The following is a 23,092-nucleotide window of genomic DNA, read 5'->3' as shown; positions in this document are numbered from 1 at the left end:
TCAAACGCCACTCCCCCTGACCACCCCTGGCTTTCCGACGTAAAAATCGCCCTTCGGGTCCCCTCCGCTTTTCCCGTCCGCCGGACGGGTCGGGCGTGACGGCACGTCCGTGTGCCGCACGCCCTCACCCCGACATCCCTGTCGGGGTGACCCTGGCGGCCGTGAACGCTGCGGCGATTTTTAGGTCGGAGACTGTCGCTGTCTGTAACCTTCTACCTTCCCCGTTCACCGGCTGTGAATCAACAGAGAAGCAGTCACATAAAGTGAACGGAACCTTCTCCGACATTTACATATTCCATTCGTTTGTGAATGCTTACCCGAATCCGCGCTACACCTTAATTTCCCCCGACTAATGAAACGCATCAGCCATTACCACCACTGGCAGTGAAGCGTGACAGCGGAATTAACTGAAAATACGGCGACTTCTGGCAAAACGTACCGTAACCAACCAGACTTAATGCGCCCGCTTTTCAGGCGGGTCAGGATTTAACTGGTGCGGCGGGAAGCACCCGCTGCCGTTACGGGAGTGAATTATGACTGATATTGCGCAGTTACTTGGCAAAGATGCTGACACACTGCTCCAGCACCGTTGTATGACCATTCCGGCGGATAATCTCTACCTGCCGGGCGACGATTATGTCGATCGGGTCATGGTGGATAACAACCGTCCACCGGCGGTCCTTCGTAATATGCAAACCCTGTACAATACCGGCCGCCTGGCGGGTACCGGCTATCTGTCCATCCTGCCGGTGGACCAGGGCGTGGAACATTCGGCAGGGGCTTCGTTCGCCGCAAACCCCCTCTATTTCGATCCGAAAAACATTGTTGAACTGGCGATTGAAGCGGGCTGCAACTGTGTGGCTTCTACTTACGGCGTGCTGGCTTCGGTGGCGCGTTGCTATGCTCACCGCATTCCTTTCCTGGTGAAGCTGAATCACAACGAAACCCTGAGCTATCCCACCCAGTATGACCAGACCCTGTATGCCAGCGTCGAGCAGGCGTTCAATATGGGGGCGGTTGCCGTGGGGGCGACCATTTACTTCGGCTCTGAGGAGTCGCGCCGCCAGATTGAAGAGATCTCCGCAGCCTTTGAACGCGCCCACGAGCTGGGTATGGTGACCGTACTCTGGGCCTATCTGCGTAACCCTGCCTTCAAAAAAGATGGGGTGGATTATCACGTTAGCGCCGACCTGACCGGCCAGGCCAACCACCTGGCGGCCACCATCGGCGCCGATATTGTGAAGCAGAAGATGGCGGAAAATAACGGCGGCTATCAGGCAGTTAACTTCGGTTACACCGACGAACGGGTCTACAGCAAACTGACTACCGATAACCCCATCGATCTGGTGCGTTACCAGTTGGCGAACTGCTATATGGGCCGTGCCGGGCTGATTAACTCCGGTGGCGCCGCGGGTGGCGAAAACGATCTGTCCGATGCGGTACGCACGGCAGTGATTAACAAGCGTGCGGGTGGTATGGGGCTTATTCTGGGACGTAAGGCCTTTAAGAAATCGATGGCCGACGGCGTGAAGCTGATCAACGCCGTACAGGATGTTTACCTGGATACTAAGATCAACATCGCCTGATGTTCTGGCGCGCTGCGGTTCCTGGCGGTGCGCCATTTCCCCTTTTCTCCCTTCTGATTATGCGGCCATTCGGGTATCGACGGCTGTCACATTTTATTAACACTCTGTGAAAAGCATCACGCTACCCTGGGCAGACGTCCAAAAAACGGTGCGTATTTACGCGCTTTTGTCCGAGGCAGGCGGTGAAAAATCCACCTAACTTGAATATCGAAACACTGTTTTAGATTAACAACTCCCTCCGTAGTGGTTAGCAGTTGCGGTAGCGAATGGCGCGCAGACGCCCTGAACGATCCCGATTAAGGACCCATACCCCTGTGAAAATTGAATCTATTAATGTCTCTGTCTTTACGTATCCCACTCGTCGCTGTTCCGACAGCGCCGGTCATTCCCATCCCGGGGAAGAGAGCCAGGCGAAAATGGCGCTGCTTACCATCACTGCCGATGACGGAACCTGCGGTTATACCCTGGCGCCGCCGGAGGTGGTGCGTCCCTATGTGGTGGAAACTTTTTTCTGTCCGGTGCTGGTGGGGCAGGATCCCTTCCGGCGTGAACAACTGTGGCAGGCGCTGTCCCACTGGCAGCGCGGTAGCGCCCATCAGCTTACCGAGCGGGCGCTCTCGTTTGTGGAACAGGCGCTGTGGGATCTGGCGGGCCGTAAGCTCAATATGCCGGTCTGGAAGCTGCTGGGCGGTTACCGAGACCGGGTGCCGGCCTATGGCAGCACCATGTGCGGCGACGATTTGCCGGGCGGGCTCTCTACGCCTGAGGAGTACGGCCGGTTTGCCGAAACCCTGGTGGCCCGCGGCTATAAGGCCATTAAGCTCCATACCTGGATGCCGCCGGTGTCGTTTGCGCCCAATCCTCAGATGGACGTTAAAGCCTGTGCCGCGGTGCGTGAAGCGGTCGGCCCGGATATTGCGCTGATGCTGGATGGCTACCACTGGTACAGCCGCAGCGAAGCGCTGTGGATTGGTCGGGAGCTGGAAAAGCTCGGCTTCGCATGGTTTGAAGAGCCGATGGAAGAGGCGAGCATGGCCTCCTACGCCTGGCTTGCCAGTAACCTGAATATCGACGTTATCGGCCCTGAAAGCCTGGGCGGTAAGCACCACAGCCGCGCCGACTGGGTGCAGGCCGGAGCCTGCGACATTCTGCGTGCTGGCGCCAACGGGGTAGGGGGCATCGGGCCCTGTATGAAGGTGGCGAGTCTGGCCGAGGCTTTCGGTATGGACTGCGAGGTGCACGGCAACGGCGCTGCCAGCCTTGCGGTGGTGGGGGCCATCCGTAACTGTCGCTGGTACGAGCGCGGCCTGCTGCATCCGTTCCTCGACTATGACCAGCCTGCGGCTTACCTCAATAGTCTGGTCGATCCCATGGACAGCGACGGCATGGTTCACCTGCCCGAACGACCCGGCCTGGGGGAAGATATCAACTTCGCCTGGGTAGAAGCGCATACCGTAAGCCAATACTAAAACGCCGCGCTGCGCGGTAAAAAATACCTCTGACCTTCGGTATCTCTATGATGACAACAGGCTCGCGATGGGGGGCGTGGCTGCTCACGTTCCTGCTCATGCTGGGGGCCGCTCCGACGCTTGCGAAAACGCCGTCGGACCAGCTTATTATCGGCATGAATATGAATAATCTGCTCACCCTGGATCCGGCCGCGATGACCGGTAACGAGGCGGTGGGCATGATGGTTAACCTCTACGATCCGCTGGTGGAACTGGATCCCAAACGGCTGAGCAACGTGCGCCCGGCGCTGGCGGAGTCGTGGCAGATTAGCCCCCAGGGCGACAGCATTCGCTTTCACCTGCGGCGCGGTGTGACCTTTCATTCCGGCAATCTGCTGACGGCGGAAGACGCGGTCTGGTCAATGCGCCGCGTACTGCACCTGAATCTGGCTCAGGCTTCGGTGTGGAAATCCTACGGCTTTACCCGGGATAACGTTGACAGCCACGTGCGGGCGCCGGATCCCTGGACCGTGGAAATTACCCTGCCGCAGCCCGGCGATCCGCAACTGGTGATCTACTCGCTGGCGGCGTTAGGCAATGTGGTGGTGCTCGACAGTAAAACGGTGCAGGCCCATGCCCAAAACGGCGACTGGGGCAATCGCTGGCTGACCACCCACGCCGCCGGATCCGGGCCTTTCTCGCTGGAGGTCTGGCAGGCCAAAGATCGGCTGACGATGGTACGCAATCCCCACTACTGGCGCGGTGAGCCGAAGCTCGCCCGGGTGATTTTCCGCCATTTTCAGGAATCCCAGACCCTGCGTCTGATGATTGCTAAAGGGGATATTGATATCGCCAGCAATATGGCGGTGGCTGACGTGCGGGCGCTGCGCGACGATCCGGCGGTCACCGTAGACGGCGTGCGGCGCGGCACCCTCTACTATGTGGCGATGAGCATGAACGAGCCTCATTTCGCGAACCCAAAGGTGCGCGAAGCGGTGCGCTGGCTGATTGACTATCAGGGCATCAACAAGGCGCTGATGCCCGGCTACGGCGTGTTGCATCAGCGGCCAATTCAGTCGGGTATGGCGGCAACGTTGCCGGACCCCGGCTACCGGCTGGACGTGGCGCGGGCGAAGGCGCTGCTGGCCGAGGCTGGCTACCCGGACGGCTTTGAGACCACCCTGCGGGTCCTGGCGGATCAGCCATTTATCAATATCGCCATCGCGGTGCAGTCCACCCTGATGCAGGCCGGTATTAACGCCAAAATCATGACCGGCACCGGCAACCAGATCTACGGCGCCATGCGCGAGCGGCGCTTCGACATGCTGGTGGGGCGCGGCGGTAGCGGTATGGAGCCGCATCCCCATTCCAGCCTGCGCTCGCTGGTCTACAACCCGGATAACCGCGACAGCGCGCGCCTGACCAACTTTCAGGGCTGGCGTACCGGCATGTATGACCCGCAGATCAACCGGATGATCGACCAGGCGCTGGTGGAGCGCGATCCGCAAAAACAGCAGGCGGATTATCAGGCTATTCAGCAACGCTATGAACAGTTAATCCCGGCGCTGATTCCGCTGTCCCAGATGGTGGATTCGGTGGTGGTGCGTAACGAGGTGCTGAACTACATTCCGCACCCATCGGCCACCACTTTTCTGCGTGACGTCAGTAAACGCCCGGCGGGCGGGGAGGTACGAGGATGACGGCGATATCATCTTCTGGCGGCATCATGGCCCGACGTCTGTCGGCGCGTCTGTGGCAGGTGGCGGTCACGCTGTTTGGCCTGCTGTTACTAACCTTTTTTATCGGCCGGGTGATGCCGGTGGACCCGGTACTCTCCATCGTCGGGCCGGATGCGGACCAGAGCACTTACCAGCAGGTTTATCGGCAGTTGGGCTTTGATAAACCCCTGTGGCACCAGTTTATTATCTGGCTGGGCGGGCTGGCCCAGGGCGATTTGGGCAATGCCCTGCTGACCGGAAGGCCGGTGGCTCAGGATATCCTGCGGGTCTTTCCGGCCACCCTGGAGCTGGCGACCCTGGCGATTGTTATTGGCGCCGGGCTGGGCATTCCGCTTGGGGTGATGGCGGCGGCGCGGCGCAATGGTGCTCTTGACTACGTGGTGCGCATCATCAGCCTGGCGGGATATTCCACCCCCATTTTCTGGGTGGGGATGATGGGGCTGCTGGTGTTCTACGCCTGGCTGGGTTGGGTGGGCGGCGCCGGGCGGCTGGATATGAGCCTGGACGGTGCGGTGCCGACTCGCAGCGGTCTGATTGTGCTGGATACGCTACTGGCGGGCAATATGGAGGTGCTGCGCAGCGCGCTGAATCACCTGATCCTGCCCGCGGCGCTACTGGGCTTCCATTCGCTGGCTTACATCAGCCGGATGACCCGCAGCTTTATGCTGGCCCAGTTGTCTCAGGAGTTCATTATCACCGCCCGGGTTAAGGGGTTGACCGAACGACAGGTCATCTGGAATCACGCGTTCCGCAATATTCTGGTGCAGCTGCTGACGGTGGTGGCGCTGGCCTATGGATCGCTGCTGGAAGGGGCGGTATTGATCGAAACCGTCTTTTCGTGGCCCGGCTTCGGGTCGTGGCTGACCGGCAGTCTGTTGCTTGGCGATATGAATGCGGTGATGGGCGGCGTGCTGGTGGTGGGGATTATCTTCGTCACCCTGAATCTGCTGTCCGACATGCTTTATCAACTCTTCGACCCGAGGACCCGATCATGACGCTTTCCCTTGAATCCGGTGTCGTTGCCGGTGAACGCCGGGTGCGGCTCAAGCGCGCCGCCAGGCGAAGTGCCGCGTTTATCGGGCAGATGGCGCGCAATCCGCTGACCGCCGTCGGCGGCGCGATTATCCTGCTGCTGATGGTGACGGCGCTGTTTGCCCCCTGGATAGCGCCGTACAACCCGCTGATTCAGGACCTTAATAATGCCCTTAGCCCGCCGGATGCCCGCCACTGGTTCGGCACCGACGAGTTCGGGCGCGATATCTTCAGTCGTCTGGTATATGGGGCGCGGATTACGCTCTACATTGTGCTGCTGGTGTCGCTGACCGTGGGACCGCTGGGGCTGGCGCTGGGCGTGACCGCAGGCTATTTCGGCGGCGCGGTGGACAAAGCGCTGATGCGCATTACCGATATTTTTATCTCGTTTCCGAGTCTGGTACTGGCGCTGGCCTTTGTGGCCGCCCTGGGGCCGGGGCTGGAGCATGTGGTGATCGCCATTGCGCTCACCGCCTGGCCGCCCATCGCCCGTCTGGCGCGGGCGGAAACCCTCTCCCTGCGCCAGGCGGACTTTATTTCGGCGGTGCGGCTGCAGGGGGCGTCGCCGCTGCGGGTACTGTGGCGCCATATCGTCCCGCTGTGCCTGCCGTCGGTGATTATCCGCATCACCATGAATATGGCCGGGATTATTCTGACCGCTGCCGGGCTGGGCTTTCTGGGGCTTGGCGCCCAGCCGCCGCAGCCAGAGTGGGGGGCGATGATCTCCAGCGGTCGCACTTACATGATGGAGTGCTGGTGGGTGGTGACCATTCCGGGGCTGGCGATTCTGATTAACAGCCTGGCGTTTAACTTTTTAGGAGACGGCCTACGTGACATCCTCGATCCCCGCAGCGAATAACGCGCCGCTGCTCGACGTGCGTAATCTGCACGTTGAATTTGTTAACGGTCGCCAGACTACCCACGCGGTGCGCGGCGTCTCTTTCGCGCTGGGCCGTGAAAAGCTGGCGATTGTCGGTGAATCCGGCTCCGGTAAATCCACCGTTGGACGGGCGCTGCTGCGGCTGCATGCCGCCCGCACCCGAATTCATGCCGACAGATTACAGTTTGGCGACCTGGATCTGCGTAGCGCCTCTGCCGCTCAGATGCGCGCCCTGCGCGGCGGGCGGATCTCCATGATTATGCAGGATCCGAAATATTCCCTGAATCCGGTGATTTGCGTGGGCGATCAGATAGCCGAGGCCTGGCGGACCCACCATACCGGCAGTCGCAAAATGGCGCGGGAAAAAGCGCTGGCGATGCTGGAAGTGGTACGGATCCGCGATCCGGGTCGGGTCTACCGGCTCTATCCCCATGAGATCTCTGGCGGCCAGGGGCAGCGGATCATGATTGCCATGATGCTGATTACCGATCCCGAACTGGTGATTGCCGATGAACCGACTTCGGCGCTGGATGTCTCGGTACGTTTACAGGTTCTGGGGCTGCTTGACGATCTGGTGCAGTCGCGCGGACTGGGGCTTATCTTTATCAGCCACGATATCAACCTGGTGCGCAGCTTCTGCGATCGGGTGCTGGTGATGTATGCCGGCAGGGTGGTGGAGTCCATTGCCGCACGGGATCTGGATCGCGCGCAGCACCCCTACACCCGGGGGCTGATCGCCGCGCTGCCCGAACTGCATAGCCGCCGCGAGACGCTGCCGGTGCTGCAACGCCAGAGTCGCTGGCTGACCGAATAATCAGGAGACGTTATGGAAACCATGATTCGCACTCAGGGGCTGAATTTGCACTTTGGCGAAGGGGCCGATCGTCGCCAGGTGTTGTTCGATGTCGAGCTCAGCGTACGCCCCGGCGAGATTTACGGGCTGATAGGGGAGTCCGGCTCCGGTAAAACCACGGTGCTTAAGTGCCTGGCGGGGCTGTTTACCCACTGGCAGGGCCAGCTTGCCATCGAGGGCGAACCGCTGACCCACCGCCTGAAGCGTGAACGCTGCCGCCAGGTTCAGATGGTGTTTCAGGATCCCTGGGGTTCGCTGCATCCACGCCATACCATCGGCGATATTCTGGAAGAGCCGCTGCTGATTCACGGCACTGGCGGGCGCGACGGGCGCATCAACCGCTGGCTGGATCGGGTGGGGTTGAACCGTGCGTTTCGCGACCGTTATCCGCATCAGCTTTCCGGCGGCCAGCGTCAGCGGGTGGCCATCGCCCGGGCGCTAATCCTGGAGCCCAGGGTACTGCTGCTTGACGAGCCTACCTCTGCGCTGGACGTGTCGGTACAGGCAGAAATTCTTAACCTGCTGGTGGCGCTGCACCGCGAGGGCGGGCTGACTTATCTGATGGTGACCCACGATCCCGGTGTGATGGCTCACCTGTGCCAGCGGGTTTCGGTGATGCAGCACGGTAAAATACTGGAGACTCTGGGGGTCGATGCGCTGGTGGCAGGAAAGGCCCGTCAGCCTTATACCCGGATGTTGATTGACGCCAGCCAGCGCTATAGCCGCGAGCTGGCGCGGGAGGTGGCGGCGTATTAAGGGGGGATTGCGGGGTAGCGCGGGGATAAAGTCATCCTTGACGGGGAATATTATTACGGTGGCGCTGTGTTCATGAGGAATATGCCGTGCTGGCGAAGGTTCCGTTCACCGGCTGTGAATCAACAGAAAAGCAGTCACGTAAAGTGAACGGAACAGTCCTCCGCATCATTATATTCTGCCATTTTTCTTCTGCGCTGAAACTGCCTCCCTCTGAACATACAACGTATACGGGGAGAGGGAGGGGAAATGTCACTTCAGCAGCACACAATCCGGCGGCAGGCGGCAACTCAGAGCCCCCGGCTTAACGTCAATGCGGAAGCTGCGGCCAGTCAGCGGTTCGCCGTCCAGATTAAAGGTAATGTCGTGCGGCGCTTCAATCTCGAACCAGGATGAGGCGCCGTCGATAATATTGGGGTTCTCCTCCGGCTTGCCCAGAGTGGAGAGCAGGGCGGGCAGCAGCTCTTCGCCGGTGAAGATGCGCAGTTGCAGCAGACCGTCGTTGATCAGCGCTTCGGGGCAGAGCTGCTGACCGCCGCCCGCCTGACGGCCGTTACCGATGCCGATCGCCAGAGCATCCCCCTGCCAGTGGAAATTCTCGCCGCGAATCTCGCAGCGGTCCGGCTTCAGGGTATCCATCCGCAGCAGACCGTGAATAAAGTAGGAGACACCGCCCAGCGCCGCTTTCAGTTTTTCCGGAGTTTCGGTCGTGATTCGGGTACCGAAGCCGCCCGTTGCCATATTGATAAACCAGGCCTTATCGTTAACGCCGACCAGATCGATGGCGGAAGGGCGCCCGACCAGCGCCAGCTGTAGCGCCTTGTCTGCCTCAAGAGGGATACCGGCGCTGGTGGCAAAGTCATTGGCGGTGCCGAGCGGCACAATGCCCAGCGCAGGCTGCTGGCCGCTCAGGCCCGCCAGAGCGGTGGCGACTTCGTTAATCGTGCCATCGCCGCCTGCGGCAATCACGGTTTGCGCGCCAAGAGCCACGGCTTCGTCGAGGTAGCGGGCGGCATCGCCGTGCTCCCAGGTGACGCGCACTTCCAGCCGGTGGCCTGCTTCGCGCATATCGGCAACGGCCGTTCGCAGGGCCTCATCGCCCGCACTTTTACCATTAACAATCATCAGTGATAAGCAGGAATTTTCCATATCTGACTCTTCGGACCAAACAAGGGGGAGATTAAGTTTATCGTACAGCGAGGCGGGGCGCCTGAGAACAGGACGAAAGACAAAAATAAACCTGCGTAAGATGAGTTTACGCAGGTTTAAGGAGGTGATTGCTGTTAAAGCCGATGATTCATTTTCGTTCGAGCGATCATCATACCGTCGTCAGTCGCGCTGGTGTGTGATCGTTTTCGAAAAAAAAAGATCCCCGCTTAACTTACGCTAACCTGCTCATTTCCGTGCGGATTACGGGTGGTCTGACCGTTCAGATTGCGCATCAACAGGGCATACTCCAGCGGCATTGCCTCGGGGACCGGCAGCCAGACGGTGTGGCCGTTGCCCGGGGCGACTTCCACTGCGGCACCTTTGCCGTTTTCCATGCTCTCCAGGGTGAAGGTGACATTGCCCTGGGGGGTCATCATCTCAAGGAGATCGCCCAGCGAAAACTTGTTCTTTACCGCTACCGCAGCAAAGGAGCCGCGGCGTTCGCCGGTGAATTCGCCGACAAACTGCTGTCTGTCGGAAACCGAGTAGCCGTACTCGTAGTTCTGGTAGCTGTCATGGGTATGACGACGCAGAAAACCTTCGGTATAACCGCGGTGCGCCAGCCCTTCCAGGGTCTGCAGCAGTGAAGGGTCAAATGGCTTACCGGCCGCCGCGTCATCAATGGCCTGGCGGTACACCTGGGCGGTACGGGCGCAGTAATAGAAGGATTTGGTGCGGCCTTCGATCTTCAGCGAGTGCACGCCAAGCTGGGTCAGACGGCCAACGTGTTCAATGGCGCGTAAATCCTTCGAGTTCATGATGTAGGTGCCGTGTTCGTCCTCGAAGGCGGTCATATATTCGCCCGGGCGCTGGCTCTCTTCAATCATAAAGACCTTATCGGTCGGCGCGCCGCTGCCCAGAGTGGGTTCTACGTTTTGAACCGGGATCGGCTCGTATTGATGGACGATATTGCCCACCTCATCCTGTTTGCCTTCCTGCACCTTATATTCCCAACGACAGGCGTTGGTGCAGGTCCCCTGGTTGGGGTCGCGCTTGTTGATATAACCGGAAAGCAGGCAGCGGCCGGAATAGGCCATGCACAGCGCGCCATGCACGAAGACTTCCAGCTCCATTTCCGGCACCTGCTGGCGGATTTCGGCAATCTCTTCCAGCGACAGCTCGCGGGAAAGGATGACACGGGTCAGCCCCATTTGATGCCAGAACTTCACCGTCGCCCAGTTTACGGCGTTGGCCTGTACCGAAAGGTGAATCGCCATCTCAGGGAAAGCTTCGCGGACCATCATAATCAGCCCGGGATCGGACATAATCAGCGCGTCTGGCCCCATATCCACCACCGGTTTCAGGTCGCGGATAAAGGTTTTCAGTTTGGCGTTATGGGGAGCGATATTCACCACCACGTAGAACTTTTTGCCAAGGGCATGGGCTTCGTTAATGCCGAGCGCCAGATTTTCGTGATTGAATTCGTTATTGCGCACCCGCAGGCTGTAGCGTGGCTGGCCAGCGTAGACGGCATCGGCACCGTAGGCGAAGGCGTAACGCATATTTTTCAGCGTTCCCGCCGGAGAGAGCAGTTCCGGTTTAAGCATGATTTTCTCGTTCTGATGACAGGTCAGACCCGCCTCACCTGATGAGACGGCGGTATAGCGAGGGCTTTGGATATAGCCTTTATTTAAGGGCGGGAATTGTAGCGCCAGCAGGCGGGGGAGTAAACCTCCGGGCGTGGCGCATGTGGCTGACACACCGGGCCCGGGGGTTATCCAACGGCGGATTAAAAGACGTTAAGCATATAAATGATAATTATAATAACGGCATCGATTAGCCAGTTTCCGGGAAATTCTCTCAGTGCCGAATGGTTCTCTTTTATTCCATGTCTGAGTTTTTCCAGCGCCTGATATACGTCCGGGGCCCGAATTTCCAGAGGGTGTTTTTTAAAAAACTGTGCCGTTAGTTTTTCTTTATCAGCAGATGAAAGATGATCTTTTGCGTAGATATTCGTTGTTGTTCCCTTTGAGTAAAATACCCGGATTTCCATGGCGCTATCCCTGTCCCGGCGGGCCCTGCGATACATAGCGCGGCCAGCGAACTAAGACAGTACTTCCTTTCGATGTGGTTTTCGGAATAATCTATTTTTAAATGGTGGTTAATCGCGTTTTCTATTAAATAATAAATCTCTTTATTGATTCGCGCTCCGAAAACGATACGAATTTAGCGGGACTGACAACATGAGAGTGATGTTTTATTTAATCGTTGCGTGGGGAGAATGCAAACAATAATAAGCAGGAATGAGAGGTCATTCGATAATGACCAGTCCTGTGAATACAACACTGGTCAGGAAGAGACAATTACACCACCTGGCCTGCCTCGGCTTCCCAGCGATAGCCCACACCATAAACCGCGCGGATAAAGGCCTGTTCGGCATCCTGGGCTTCCAGCTTGCGGCGCAGGTTTTTGATATGGCTGTCGATGGTGCGATCGGTCACTACCCGGTAATCGTCGTAGAGATGGTTAAGCAACTGCTCCCGGGAAAACACCTTGCCGGGTTCGGTCGCCAGGGTTTTCAGCAACCGGAATTCGGCGGGGGTCAGGTCCAGCACCTGGCCGCGCCAGCTTGCCTGGAAGCGGCCTTCGTCGATAATCAGCGGCTGGTTGTCGCTGGCATTTAGCGCATCGCGCTTAGGCTGTACGCGACGCAGAATGGTTTTAACCCGCGCCACCACTTCCCGTGGGCTAAAGGGCTTGCAGATGTAATCATCGGCGCCAATCTCCAGCCCCAGCAGGCGGTCAATTTCTTCGATTTTGGCGGTGACCATAATGATGGGCACATCGGAAAAACGGCGAATTTCCCGGCACAGGGTCAGGCCGTCGGTGCCCGGCAGCATCAGGTCGAGCAGAATCAGGTCCGGCGGCGTCTGGTGAACATAAGGCAACACCTCATCGCCGTGGGCCAGCAGGCTGGGCGCGTAACTGGCGGCGCGCAGGTAGTCGATCAATAACTGGCCCAGTTTGGGTTCGTCTTCCACCACCAGTACGCGTGGCGCATTGTCATCAATCGGTAATTCAGTCATACGCTTTGACTTCTCTGTAAATCGGGATCCAGCGGTAACTCTACCCTAATGCATACCCCGCCGGAAGGTGAATGGGTAGCCTCAATGGTGCCGCCATGCGCATGGACAATGTTCTGGCAGATAGCCAGACCCAGACCAGAGCCGCCGCTGGCGCGGTTGCGGGAGCCTTCGGTGCGATAAAAGCGCTCGAACAGTTTGTCTAACTGCTCATCCGTGACCCCGGGCGCGCTGTCGGCGAAGTTAAGCACAAAGTTTCTGCCGTGTAGCGTGCCGCTGACCTTAAGTTCGCCGCCAGCGTCGGTGTAACGCAGGCTGTTTTCCAGCAGATTAGTGAATAGCTGGAGCAGGCGATCGGCGTCGCCGGGCAGGGTAACCTGTTCCGGAAGCGCCAGGCGCAGGCTGAGTTCGCGACTGCGGAACCGCTGTTTAAACACCCCGGCGGCCACTTCCAGCAGCGCCACGATATCCAGCGGTTTCATCTGATAGGCCAGCGCCCCTTTGTCGGAAAGGGAAAGCTGATGCAGATCGTCCACCAGTTTGGTGAGAGTGGCGACCTCCACCTGCAGCGATGAGACGGTCTCCGGCGTAAAGTTGCGCACGCCGTCCTGAATCGCCTCCAGCTCACCGCGTAGCACCGCCAGCGGCGTGCGCAATTCGTGGGAGATATCCGCCATAAAGGCGCGCCGCATCTGTTGGTTTTTTTCCAGGGTGCTGGCTAACTGGTTAAAGTCGTTAGCCAGCCGCCCCAGTTCGTCCTGGCCTACCGGAATGCGGGTGGTGAAGTCCCCCGCCGCCAGCTTATGGGTGCCGTCTACCAGCTTTTTCACCGGTTTTAGCAGGCCGCGCGCCAGCGGCAGGGTGGCACCGGCGGCCAGCAGGATCGACAGACCGACGATCAGCCAACTGGTGCGCTTCTGCTGTCGGTCGAAGTTGATGTCGGTGCTACGGGTCAGGCGTTCCACCGGCGATGAAACCACCCAGCCCACGGTTTTCCCGCCCACCAGCACCGGCTGGCTGGCGCCATCCGGCGGAATGTGCCCCGGCGGCCCCACTAAACGGCGGAAGTTGCCATCCGTCACCCAAAACTGGGTGCGCCAGCCGTGGGGAGGCATTTCGGAATTGGGGTCGTGTTCAAACGAGCGCAGCAGCCGAAACAGAAAACGGTCGTTATGACGTAGAAAACTCCAGTCGCCGTGAACGCTGTACTGTTCGGCCAGCGCGTCGCTCAACTGAGATAATCGCTGCTCGTTACCGTGTTTGATGTAGTCGATAAAACCGCGTTCGAAGCTGATACGCACCGCCTGGTGCATCAGTATCAGCACCAGCAGGCAGGTGCCGAAAATGGCAAAGAACAGTTTGGCGGTAATGCCGGGTCGCCAGCGTTTCATTCAGGGCTCCTTTTGCGCCGTGCGATGGCGACATTTTTACTGCTGTCCTTTGGCACCCGGGCGAACAGTAGCGCGGGCAGGGCGATAATCACCGCCATGGTCAGCCAGGTGTAGAGAAAGACGTGGTGGGCGGCGCCACTGTCGACGGACAGATGCTGGCTACCGTACAGGCCCAGCAGCAGACCGGCCAGGGTCACGCCCAGGCTCATAGAAAGCTGCATCACCATCGACAGCAGGCTGTTGCCGCTGCTGGCGAGGCTGTCCGGCAAATCTTTCAGGGTCAGGGTATTCATTGACGAAAAACGCATGGCGTTGACCATGCCCAGCATAAACAGCACCAGCGGCAATGAGGCGGTCCAGCCCAGCAGTCCGGCCGTCATAAACAGCACGGCGATAAACGCCAGCGCCAGGGTGGCGAACACCAGCACGTGACGATAGCCAAAACGGTTGACCACCTGAACCACAATACGCTTCATCCCCATATTGCCCAGCACCATAGGGATCATCATCAGACCGGCATGGAATGGCGAAAAGCCCAGCCCTACCTGAAGGAAGATGGGAATCATAAAGGGCAGCATTCCGCTACCAATGCGGGCGAACAGGCTGGCGGTGAGTCCGATGGCGTAAGAGCGGGTGTGGAACAGGTTCAGGCTGAACAGCGCCCGGGGATTGCTACGGGCGTGACGCAGATAGAACATCAGCGCCACCGCACCTGAACTGACCAGCAGCGCCAGCCACAGAGGATTGATACCCAGGCCCTTACTGCCATCCAGAGCGATGGTAATGGCCGCCATACCGAAGGCCAGTAGAAAGAAGCCGCTAAAGTCGAAGCGCCGGGTCTGCATCCGGTAGTTGGGCATCAGCCACAGAGTCGCGATAGCACCGGCGATCCCGACAGGCAGATTGATCAGAAAGATCCAGTGCCAGCTTGCGTACTCTACCAGCAGGCCGCCCAGGGCCGGACCGAGCAGCGGGCCGACCTGACCCGGCAGGGTCACGAAGGTCATGGCGGCCATATACTGCTCGCGAGGGACTATCTTCATCACCGTCAGGCGCCCTACCGGCACCATCATGGCACCGCCGATACCCTGAACCACCCGGGCCATAATCAGGGCGTTAAGGGTGGGGGCCAGAGCGCATAGCAGGGAGCCCAGGGTAAAGATCACGATGGCGCTAAAGAAGATATTACGCACCCCGACCCGGTCCGCCAGCCAGCCGCTGGCGGGCAGCATCACCGCCACCGTCAGCACATAGGAGACAATCACCATATGCATACGCAGCGGGCTTTCCCCCAGGCTCTGAGCCATGGCGGGAAGCGCGGTATTGACAATGGTGGTGTCCAGCGACTGCATAAAGAAGCCGAAGGCGACAATCCACAACTGCCAGCGAACCGTATTCGGGAGCTCGGTCATCGTTTATTCACCCATCAGTGCTTTCTCGCGCTTGCTCCGGCGCGTAAAGCGCAGCCGCAGACGGTCAAAGAACAGATAGACCACCGGCGTGGTGTAGAGCGTCAGCAACTGGCTCATTACCAGACCGCCGACGATGGTAATGCCCAGCGGCTGGCGCAGCTCTGCGCCGTCGCCGCTGGAGATAACCAGCGGCAGGGCGCCGAACAGCGCCGCCAGGGTAGTCATCATAATCGGCCGAAAGCGCAGCTGACAGGCCTGGAAGATGGCCTCCTGGGGCGACAGATCTCCGTGGCGCTGGGCCTCGATGGCGAAGTCCACCATCATGATGGCGTTCTTTTTCACAATGCCAATCAATAGCATAATCCCAATCAGCGCAATCAGGCTGAAAGGGGCGCCGAAAAGCATCAGCGCCAGCAGGGCGCCGACCCCGGCCGAAGGCAGGGTGGAAAGAATGGTCAGCGGATGAACATAGCTTTCATACAGGATCCCCAACACGATATAAACCGTGGCGATGGCCGCCAGAATCAGGATCACCTGAGAGCTCATGGTCTCCTGGAATAGCTGGGCGGTCCCGGCGTAAGAGCCGCGCACCGATGAAGGCACTCCAAGCTGAGTCATGGCCCTGTCGATAGCCGCGCTGGCTTCGGAAAGCGAGACCCCGGTCGGCAGGTTAAAGGAGATAGTCGACGAGGCCGACAGCCCCTGATGATTCACCGACAGCGGGGCGTTGGCAGGCTGCCATTTGGCGAAGTACGACAGCGGGACAGGCTTACCGTCGTTATTGATAACGAACATCTGATCGAGGGAACTGACGTCCTGGGTATAGCGCGAGTCCACCTCCATCACCACTTTGTACTGGTTCAGGGGCTGGTAGATGGTGGAGATCTGACGCTGGCCGAAGGCGTTGTTCAGCAGGTTGTTCGCATCGGAAACGTCAATGCCCAGCCGCGACATGCTGTCGCGATCGTAGACCAGATCCATCTCCGCGCCGTTGTCCTGTTGATCCGAATTGACGTCCGCCAGCTCAGGCAGCGCCGCCAGCGCTTTACGGATCTTCGGCTCCCATTCGCGCAGAGCGCTAAGGTCGTCAGACAGCAGGCTGTACTGATAACTGGCGTTGGACTGACGTCCGCCCACCCGAATATCCTGCACCGCCATCAGGAACAGGCTGGCACCGGGCTCTTTCATCAACTTTTTACGCAGCCGGTCGATCACCTGCTGGGCGCTCTCAAGGCGCTCCGACAGCGGCTTAAGGGTGATAAACATCATGCCGCTATTGACCCGGGAACCGCCGGTAAAGCCGGTGACGTTATCTACCGCCGGGTCTGCATGGATGATGGTCATAAAGTCCTGCAGTTTACCGCGCATCGCCTGGAACGAGATGCTTTGATCCCCCTGAATGCCGCCCATCAGGGCACCGGTGTCCTGCTCCGGGAAGAAGGTTTTGGGAATGGTGATATAAAGCCAGACGTTAAGGGCGATGGTGGCGAGCAGCACGCAGCCCACCAGCCGGGCGTGGTTAAGCGCCCACTTAAGGGAGCGTGCGTAGCCCTGCTGCATGGCATTCAGAAGCCGACCGATACCGCGATTATGCTGGGGCTTGTCGCTGTTGCGCAGCAGCCAGCCGCACATCATGGGTGTCAGGGTCAGCGAGACTGCCAGCGAAATACCGATAGAGACCGAGAGCGTCACGGCGAATTCGCGGAACAGCCTGCCTGGCAGGCCGCTCATCAGCAGCAGCGGCAGGAACACCGCCACCAGCGATACGCTCATGGAGAGCACGGTAAAGCCCACTTCACGCACCCCCTGGAGCGCCGCCTGCAGGGGCTTCATCCCCGCCTCAATGTGGCGGGCGATATTCTCCAGCACCACAATAGCGTCATCCACCACAAAGCCGGTGGCGATGGTCAGGGCCATCAGCGACAGGTTATTCAGGCTAAAGCCGCACAGGTACATGGCCGCAAAGGTGCCGATGAGCGATACCGGCACGGCCACCGCCGGAATGAAGGTGGCGCGGCCGGAGCGCAGGAACAGGAATACCACCAGAATCACCAGCCCCACCGAGATCGCCAGGGTTTGCTCCACTTCAGAGAGCGAAGCGCGAATGGTGGGGGAGCGATCCATCGCTACCTGCAGGTCGATGGCGGCAGGGATAGTTTCACGCAGTACCGGCAGCCTGCCGCGAATCCTGTCCACGGTTTCGATAATGTTGGCTTCCGGCGTTTTGCGCACCATCAGCAGAATGGCCGGTTTGGCGTTGGTCATCCCGGCGTTGCGCACGTCCTGTACCGAATCGGTCACGGTGGCGACATCGCTCAGGCGTACCGCGGAGCCGTTGTTGTAGTGCACCACCAGCGGCTGATATTCGGCGGCGGTTTTCAGCTCGTCGTTGGTCTGCAATAGCCAGCGTCGGGTATCGTCTTCCACCGCTCCCTGGGGGCGACGCACGTTGGCGTTGCTGATGGCGTTGCGCACCGCATCCAGCGAGACCCCCTGGTTAAACAGCGCCTGGGGATTCAGCGCCACCCGGACGGCGGGCAGGGAACTACCGCCGACGCTGACGTCGCCCACGCCGTCGATCTGGGCGATGGTCTGAGCCAGTTGGGTCGAGGCATAGTCGTACAGCTCGCCCTGGGAATAAGTCTCCGAGGTGAGCGTCAGGATCATGACAGGCATGTCCGACGGGTTAGCCTTGCGGTAGGTCGGGCGGCTGGGCATGCCGCTCGGCAGGAGGCTCTGGGCGGCGTTAATCGCCGCCTGCACGTCACGGGCCGCGCCGTTAATATCGCGGCTGAAGTCGAACTGCAAAATAATGCGGGTACTGCCCAGCGAGCTGCTGGAGGTCATCTCGTTGATTCCGGCGATGCGGCCCAGCGAGCGTTCAAGCGGCGTCGCCACCGAAGAGGCCATGGTTTCCGGCGAAGCGCCAGGCAGCGAAGCGCTGACCATAATCACCGGAAAGTCCACCTGCGGCAGCGGCGCTACCGGCAGCAGCCGGAAGCCCAGCACTCCGCACAGCGTAATGGCGACGCTGAGCAGGATGGTAGCCACCGGACGGTGAATAAAGAGGGCGAAGAATTTCACTTACGCCTCCTCTTCACGCTTAGGAAAACGGCTGCGGGTCCAGTGTGACAGGCGGTCGAACAGCAGGTAGATGACCGGCGTGGTGAACAGAGTCAGTACCTGGCTGACCAGCAGACCGCCCACCATGCCAATCCCCAGCGGGCGGCGCAGTTCGGCGCCGACGCCGGTACTCAGCATCAGCGGCAGCGCGCCGAGCAGTGCCGCCAGGGTGGTCATCAGGATCGGGCGAAAACGCAGCAGGCAGGCCTGATAGATGGCCTCATAAGGGGCCATGCCCTGTTCGCGCTCCGCCGCCAGCGCAAAGTCGATCATCATGATGGCGTTCTTCTTCACGATGCCGATCAGCAGGATGATGCCGATAATGGCGATCACATCCAGTTCGTTACCCGCCAGCATCAGCGCCAGCAGGGCGCCGACTCCGGCGGTAGGCAGGGTGGAAAGAATGGTGATGGGGTGAATAAAGCTTTCGTACAGCACCCCCAGCACGATATACATCGCTACCACTGAGGCCACAATCAGCCATACCGTGCTGCCCAGCGCTGCCTGGAAGGCGAGGGTGCTGCCCTGGAACGAGGTGGTGATATCACTCGGGAAGTTCAGGGACTGTTCAGCTTCGTTAATCGCCTGTACCGCGTCGCCCAGCGAATAGTCGTCCGGTACGTTGAACGAGATGGTGGTCGACGGGAACTGATCCAGATGGTTGATAGTCAGCGGCCCAAAGCGCTGCTCGACCTTTGCGATAGCGTTTAGCGGGACGATGCCGCCGTCGCTGCTGGTCAGGCGAATATGGTCAAGCGCCGCCAGTCCCGGCGTGGTGCTGGTGTCATGCCCCAGCACCACCCGGTACTGGTTGGCCTGGGTGTAGATGGTGGAGATCAGCCGTTGGCCGAAGGCGTTATACAGCGCGTTATCCACGTCTGACATGGTAATGCCCAGACGGCTGGCTGAGTCACGGTCGACGTTAACGTATGCCACCATCCCCTGGTCCTGCCAGTCGCTGCTGACATCGGCAAGCTGTGGCAGGGTGTTCAGCTTATCCATCAGCTTCGGAACCCAGGTGCTGAGCTCGTCGAGGGAGGTAGCCTGTAGCGTAAACTGATACTGAGTGCGGCTCACCTGGGTATCGATGGTCAGATCCTGAACCGGCTGTAAATAGAGTGAGATCCCCGGCAGATTTGCCACCTGTTGCTGCAAACGCGCGATGACGGTACTGACCCGATCGTCGCGTTCATCCAGCGGTTTCAGGTTGATTTGCAGACGGCCGCTGTTGAGCGCCGGATTGGTGCCGTCTACCCCGATAAAGGACGCTACGCTCTCTACCGCCGGATCTTTCAGGATCACATCTGCCGCCTGACGGCTTCGGCCTGCCATGGATTCGAAAGAGACCGACTGCGGCGCCTGGAGGGTGCCCTGGATAATGCCGTTATCCTGCACCGGGAAGAAGCCTTTGGGGATCATCACCCACAGCAGCACTGTCAGCGCCATGGTGCCCAGCGCCACGCCCAGGGTCAGCCACGGGTGGTTTAGCACCCGCTTCAGCACCCGACCGTAGGCGGCGATGATGCGATCGAACATCCGCTCGCTGGCCCGGGAAAAGCGGTTCTGTTTACGCAGCGATTCGTGGCTCAGCATGCGGGCGCACATCATGGGCGTCAGCGTCAGGGATACCACCGCCGAAATCAGAATTGCCACCGATAGCGTAATGGCGAATTCGCGGAACAGACGACCGACGATATCCCCCATAAACAGCAGCGGGATCAGCACCGCAATCAGCGAGAAGGTGAGGGAGATAATGGTAAAGCCGATCTCTCCCGCCCCTTTCAGCGCGGCGGCCAGCGGTTTCTCGCCCTTTTCTATGTAGCGCGAGATATTCTCGATCACAACGATTGCGTCATCCACCACAAAGCCGGTGGCGATGGTCAGCGCCATTAGCGTCAGGTTGTTGATCGAAAAGTCGAAAAAGACCATCACCGCAAAGGTGCCTACCAGCGACAGCGGTACCGCTACGCCGGGAATAATGGTGGCGGGCACGTTGCGCAGGAACAGATAGATGATCATCACCACCAGCGCGATAGCCAGCATCAGTTCGAACTGGGTATCGGTCACCGAGGCGCGAATATTGGTGGTGCGGTCGGTCAGCAGCTCCACTTTTACCGATTTGGGCAGACTCTCTTTCAGAGTTGGCAGCAGCTTACGGATATTGTCGGCGGTATCGATGATATTGGCGCCCGGCTGACGCTGGACGTTCATGATAATCGCCTGATCTTTGTTCGCCCAGGCGCCCAGCCAGCTATTTTCCGCACCCTGTTCTACGGTTGCCACATCCCCCAGTCGCACCGGCGAACCGTTCTGGTAAGCCACAATCAACTGGCGGTACTCTTCCACTGACTTCATCTGGTCGTTAGCGGAAAGGGTAATGGCACGGGCCGGGCCGTCCACGCTCCCTTTGGCGGAGTTAACGTTAGCGTTGCTGATGGCGGTACGCACCGTTTCGCTGGTCAGGCCAAGGGCCGCCAGCGCCTGGGCGTTAAGATTTACCCTCACTGCCGGGCGCTGACCGCCGGAAATGCTGACCAGACCCACGCCGGAAACCTGGGAGATTTTCTGGGCCAGTCGGGTTTCCACCATATCCTCAACCTGGGTCATCGGCAGGGCGGAGGAGGTAACGGCCAGGGTCATAATCGGCGGATCCGCCGGGTTCACCTTGCTGTAGACCGGCGGGTTAGGCAGATCGCCCGGTAGCAGATTGGTGGCGGCGTTAATGGCGGCCTGCACTTCCTGCTCCGCCACATCGAGCGGCAGAGTGAGCTGGAACTGCAGGGTGACCACCGATGCGCCGCCGGCGCTCTGGGAGGACATCTGTTTAAGCCCCGACATCTGGCCGAACTGGCGCTCCAGCGGCGCGGTAATGGCGGAGGTAGTTACGTCCGGGCTGGCGCCGGGGTAGAGGGTCACTACCTGAATGGTGGGGTAGTCCACTTCGGGCAACGCCGACACCGGCAGGAAGCGATAGCCGATAATACCGGCCAGCATGATAGCCACCATCATCAGAGTGGTGGCGACCGGGCGCAGAATAAACAGGCGGGACGGGCCGCCGGTGGCGCTGGGAGGCAATACCTGCATCAGGAACCCGCCCCCTGAGCGCCGCCTTTCTCTTTCGGCGAGGCGCGTTTACCGGAGCTGGTTTCGGCATCGTGGGCATCCACCACTTCCACCGTGGCACCTTCGGTCAGACGATCGATACCGTCGGTCACAACCCTGTCTCCTGCGGAAAGCCCGCCGGTAATGACGACTTTTTCGCTGTCCTGAATGCCGGTGGTCACCAGATGTTTGCTGACCTTGTTGCCGTCACCCAGCACCCAGACGAAGTGGCCTTCGTTACCCATTTGCAGCGCCGCGGAAGGGATAACGACCGCGTCATGCTGGGTATCCACCAGCATGCGGGCATTGACGAACTGGTTGGGGAACAGCCTGTCATCCTGATTGGCAAAGCGCGCCTTGAGTTTGATGGTGCCGGTGGTGGCATCGATCTGGTTATCAAGGCTTAACAGGCTGCCTGCGCTCAGCTTCTGCTTGTTGGTGCGATCCCAGGCTTCGACGCTCAGGGTCTGCCCCGCCTTCTGGGCTGCCAGAATAGAAGCGATATCCCCTTCCGGCAGGGTGAAAACGACGTCGATGGGGTGGGTCTGGGTCAGAACCACGATGCCGGTGGTGTCGCTGGAGGAGATCTGGTTACCGATATCCACCTGCTTCAGGCCGATCCGGCCATCGATAGGGGCGGTGATGCGGCTCCAGTCGAGCTGCAACTGGGCGCTGGCGACCGAAGCCTCATCGGCTTTAATGGTTCCCTGGGTCTCGCTGACCAGCGCCTGCTGGGTATCCAGCTCCTGGCGAGAAACCAGATTGGTTTTGGCCAGTTGCTGATAGCGAGCCAGATCGCGGCGGGCGTTGGCGAGCGTTGCGCGATCCTTCGCCAGCTGGCCCTGGGCCTGGGCGAGGGCCACCTTGAATTCGCTGGGATCGATTTCCGCCAGCAGGTCGCCCGCTTTTACCTGCTGGCCTTCCTGAAAGTGGATAGCCATCAGCTGACCGTTAACCCGGCTGCGTACCGTAACGGTATTAGCGGCGGTGACGGTGCCAAGGCCCGTGAGATAGCGCGGAACCGACTCGCTTGTCGCTGTGGCCGCCTGTACCGGCGGCGCCGGGGCGCGCATACCGCGCCCACCGCGTGCGCCTGCGCCGGGTTTCTGCTGCCCGGCGGCCTGAGGAGGTGAATTACCGTCGCTGGAGGTGTGCGAACGCCACAAATAGAGCGCTGCCAGCACGATAATCACAATGCCCGCCAGCCACATCCAGCGGTTCTTCTTAGAGCCTTTCATCATTAACGTCTTCTACCCTGAAACGATTTGGCGTAATGGTACTAGTTTAGACGGCGTCAGGCAGGGAAAAATGGAGGAAATATGGAATGGCCTTCAGGAATAGTCTGGTTCCTGAGGTAGTTGTTATCAGGCTTTACAACGCAGGTTATCAGAGTGCTACAGAGTAGCACTGAGACTGATGACAAACCCCTGGCCGAACTCGTTCGGCCAGAATCACCAGAAAAATAAACAAGGAAAATCAATTTATTGATTTTCGTCAGCTCAACCATAAAGAGGGAAAAACCACGCTTTTTCCCTCTTTGT

The 23,092-nt window shown here is 59.5% G+C and carries 16 protein-coding genes; 7 read left to right on the top strand and 9 right to left on the bottom strand.

The annotated features are described in order from the left end of the window. Positions 1-533 precede the first annotated feature (533 nt). From fbaB to FEM41_RS21695, 7 genes are all read left to right on the top strand, one after another. Positions 534-1,586 carry a class I fructose-bisphosphate aldolase gene (fbaB, locus tag FEM41_RS21725; protein WP_138098351.1) on the top strand — a complete coding sequence of 351 codons (1,053 nt, stop codon included), beginning with the start codon at positions 534-536 and terminating at the stop codon, positions 1,584-1,586. A gap of 314 nt (positions 1,587-1,900) precedes the next feature. After that, positions 1,901-3,055 carry a mandelate racemase family protein gene (locus FEM41_RS21720; RefSeq protein ID WP_138098349.1) on the top strand — a complete coding sequence of 385 codons (1,155 nt, stop codon included), beginning with the start codon at positions 1,901-1,903 and terminating at the stop codon, positions 3,053-3,055. Between the two features lie 98 nt (positions 3,056-3,153). Then, a complete protein-coding gene (locus tag FEM41_RS21715; protein ID WP_241666661.1) occupies positions 3,154-4,734 on the top strand; it encodes an ABC transporter substrate-binding protein in 1,581 nt (526 codons plus the stop codon). Further along, positions 4,731-5,768, top strand: a complete 1,038-nt coding sequence (locus tag FEM41_RS21710) for an ABC transporter permease (protein WP_138098347.1) — start codon at positions 4,731-4,733, stop codon at positions 5,766-5,768. The genes FEM41_RS21715 and FEM41_RS21710 overlap by 4 nt, the downstream gene beginning before the upstream one ends. Continuing rightward, a complete protein-coding gene (locus FEM41_RS21705; protein WP_138098346.1) occupies positions 5,765-6,664 on the top strand; it encodes an ABC transporter permease in 900 nt (299 codons plus the stop codon). The genes FEM41_RS21710 and FEM41_RS21705 overlap by 4 nt, the downstream gene beginning before the upstream one ends. Further along, positions 6,636-7,499, top strand: coding sequence for an ABC transporter ATP-binding protein (locus FEM41_RS21700; RefSeq protein ID WP_138098344.1), 864 nt, complete (start codon positions 6,636-6,638; stop codon positions 7,497-7,499). The genes FEM41_RS21705 and FEM41_RS21700 overlap by 29 nt, the downstream gene beginning before the upstream one ends. 21 nt (positions 7,500-7,520) lie before the next feature. After that, positions 7,521-8,294: an ABC transporter ATP-binding protein gene (locus tag FEM41_RS21695; RefSeq protein ID WP_138099295.1), complete on the top strand. Its 774-nt coding sequence runs from the start codon at positions 7,521-7,523 to the stop codon at positions 8,292-8,294. 249 nt (positions 8,295-8,543) lie between these two features. On the opposite strand, the gene yegS is transcribed toward FEM41_RS21695, so the two are convergent. The 9 genes from yegS to FEM41_RS21650 all read right to left on the bottom strand — a co-directional run bounded on the left by yegS (position 8,544) and on the right by FEM41_RS21650 (position 22,789). Then, a complete protein-coding gene (yegS, locus tag FEM41_RS21690; RefSeq protein WP_138098342.1) occupies positions 8,544-9,440 on the bottom strand; it encodes a lipid kinase YegS in 897 nt (298 codons plus the stop codon). 227 nt (positions 9,441-9,667) lie between these two features. Continuing rightward, positions 9,668-11,047, bottom strand: coding sequence for a prephenate-dependent tRNA uridine(34) hydroxylase TrhP (gene trhP / locus FEM41_RS21685; protein ID WP_138098340.1), 1,380 nt, complete (start codon positions 11,045-11,047; stop codon positions 9,668-9,670). Between the two features lie 182 nt (positions 11,048-11,229). Then, a complete protein-coding gene (locus FEM41_RS21680; protein WP_138098338.1) occupies positions 11,230-11,493 on the bottom strand; it encodes a hypothetical protein in 264 nt (87 codons plus the stop codon). A 310-nt stretch (positions 11,494-11,803) separates the two neighbouring features. Further along, positions 11,804-12,526, bottom strand: a complete 723-nt coding sequence (gene baeR / locus FEM41_RS21675; protein ID WP_138098336.1) for an envelope stress response regulator BaeR — start codon at positions 12,524-12,526, stop codon at positions 11,804-11,806. Then, positions 12,523-13,914 (bottom strand): envelope stress sensor histidine kinase BaeS, encoded by a 1,392-nt coding sequence (baeS, locus tag FEM41_RS21670; protein WP_138098334.1) that lies wholly within the window; start codon positions 13,912-13,914, stop codon positions 12,523-12,525. The genes baeR and baeS overlap by 4 nt, the downstream gene beginning before the upstream one ends. Next, a complete protein-coding gene (gene mdtD, locus FEM41_RS21665) occupies positions 13,911-15,326 on the bottom strand; it encodes a multidrug transporter subunit MdtD (RefSeq protein WP_138098332.1) in 1,416 nt (471 codons plus the stop codon). Before mdtD ends, baeS begins: the two co-directional genes overlap by 4 nt. A 3-nt stretch (positions 15,327-15,329) precedes the next feature. Continuing rightward, positions 15,330-18,410 carry a multidrug efflux RND transporter permease subunit MdtC gene (gene mdtC, locus FEM41_RS21660; protein ID WP_138098330.1) on the bottom strand — a complete coding sequence of 1,027 codons (3,081 nt, stop codon included), beginning with the start codon at positions 18,408-18,410 and terminating at the stop codon, positions 15,330-15,332. Continuing rightward, the gene (locus tag FEM41_RS21655) at positions 18,411-21,533 is read right to left on the bottom strand and encodes an MdtB/MuxB family multidrug efflux RND transporter permease subunit (RefSeq protein WP_138098328.1); all 3,123 of its coding nucleotides are present in this window, start codon (positions 21,531-21,533) and stop codon (positions 18,411-18,413) included. It abuts the gene before it with no gap. Then, positions 21,533-22,789 (bottom strand): MdtA/MuxA family multidrug efflux RND transporter periplasmic adaptor subunit, encoded by a 1,257-nt coding sequence (locus FEM41_RS21650; RefSeq protein WP_138099294.1) that lies wholly within the window; start codon positions 22,787-22,789, stop codon positions 21,533-21,535. Before FEM41_RS21650 ends, FEM41_RS21655 begins: the two co-directional genes overlap by 1 nt. Positions 22,790-23,092 lie beyond the last annotated feature (303 nt).

Origin of the sequence: Jejubacter calystegiae (genome assembly GCF_005671395.1) — a bacterium.
Lineage (GTDB): Bacteria > Pseudomonadota > Gammaproteobacteria > Enterobacterales > Enterobacteriaceae > Jejubacter > Jejubacter calystegiae.
This window is presented reverse-complemented; position numbering and strand designations above follow the sequence as displayed.

Coding starts and splice junctions, on each gene's coding strand:
- fbaB (WP_138098351.1), top strand. CDS start 534: ATGACTGATATTGCGCAGTTACTTGGCAAAGATGCTGACACACTGCTC.
- yegS (WP_138098342.1), bottom strand. CDS start 9,440: ATGGAAAATTCCTGCTTATCACTGATGATTGTTAATGGTAAAAGTGCG.
- trhP (WP_138098340.1), bottom strand. CDS start 11,047: ATGCTTAAACCGGAACTGCTCTCTCCGGCGGGAACGCTGAAAAATATG.
- FEM41_RS21715 (WP_241666661.1), top strand. CDS start 3,154: ATGCTGGGGGCCGCTCCGACGCTTGCGAAAACGCCGTCGGACCAGCTT.
- baeR (WP_138098336.1), bottom strand. CDS start 12,526: ATGACTGAATTACCGATTGATGACAATGCGCCACGCGTACTGGTGGTG.
- FEM41_RS21650 (WP_138099294.1), bottom strand. CDS start 22,789: ATGAAAGGCTCTAAGAAGAACCGCTGGATGTGGCTGGCGGGCATTGTG.
- FEM41_RS21710 (WP_138098347.1), top strand. CDS start 4,731: ATGACGGCGATATCATCTTCTGGCGGCATCATGGCCCGACGTCTGTCG.
- FEM41_RS21695 (WP_138099295.1), top strand. CDS start 7,521: ATGATTCGCACTCAGGGGCTGAATTTGCACTTTGGCGAAGGGGCCGAT.
- mdtD (WP_138098332.1), bottom strand. CDS start 15,326: ATGACCGAGCTCCCGAATACGGTTCGCTGGCAGTTGTGGATTGTCGCC.
- FEM41_RS21705 (WP_138098346.1), top strand. CDS start 5,765: ATGACGCTTTCCCTTGAATCCGGTGTCGTTGCCGGTGAACGCCGGGTG.
- FEM41_RS21680 (WP_138098338.1), bottom strand. CDS start 11,493: ATGGAAATCCGGGTATTTTACTCAAAGGGAACAACAACGAATATCTAC.
- baeS (WP_138098334.1), bottom strand. CDS start 13,914: ATGAAACGCTGGCGACCCGGCATTACCGCCAAACTGTTCTTTGCCATT.
- FEM41_RS21655 (WP_138098328.1), bottom strand. CDS start 21,533: ATGCAGGTATTGCCTCCCAGCGCCACCGGCGGCCCGTCCCGCCTGTTT.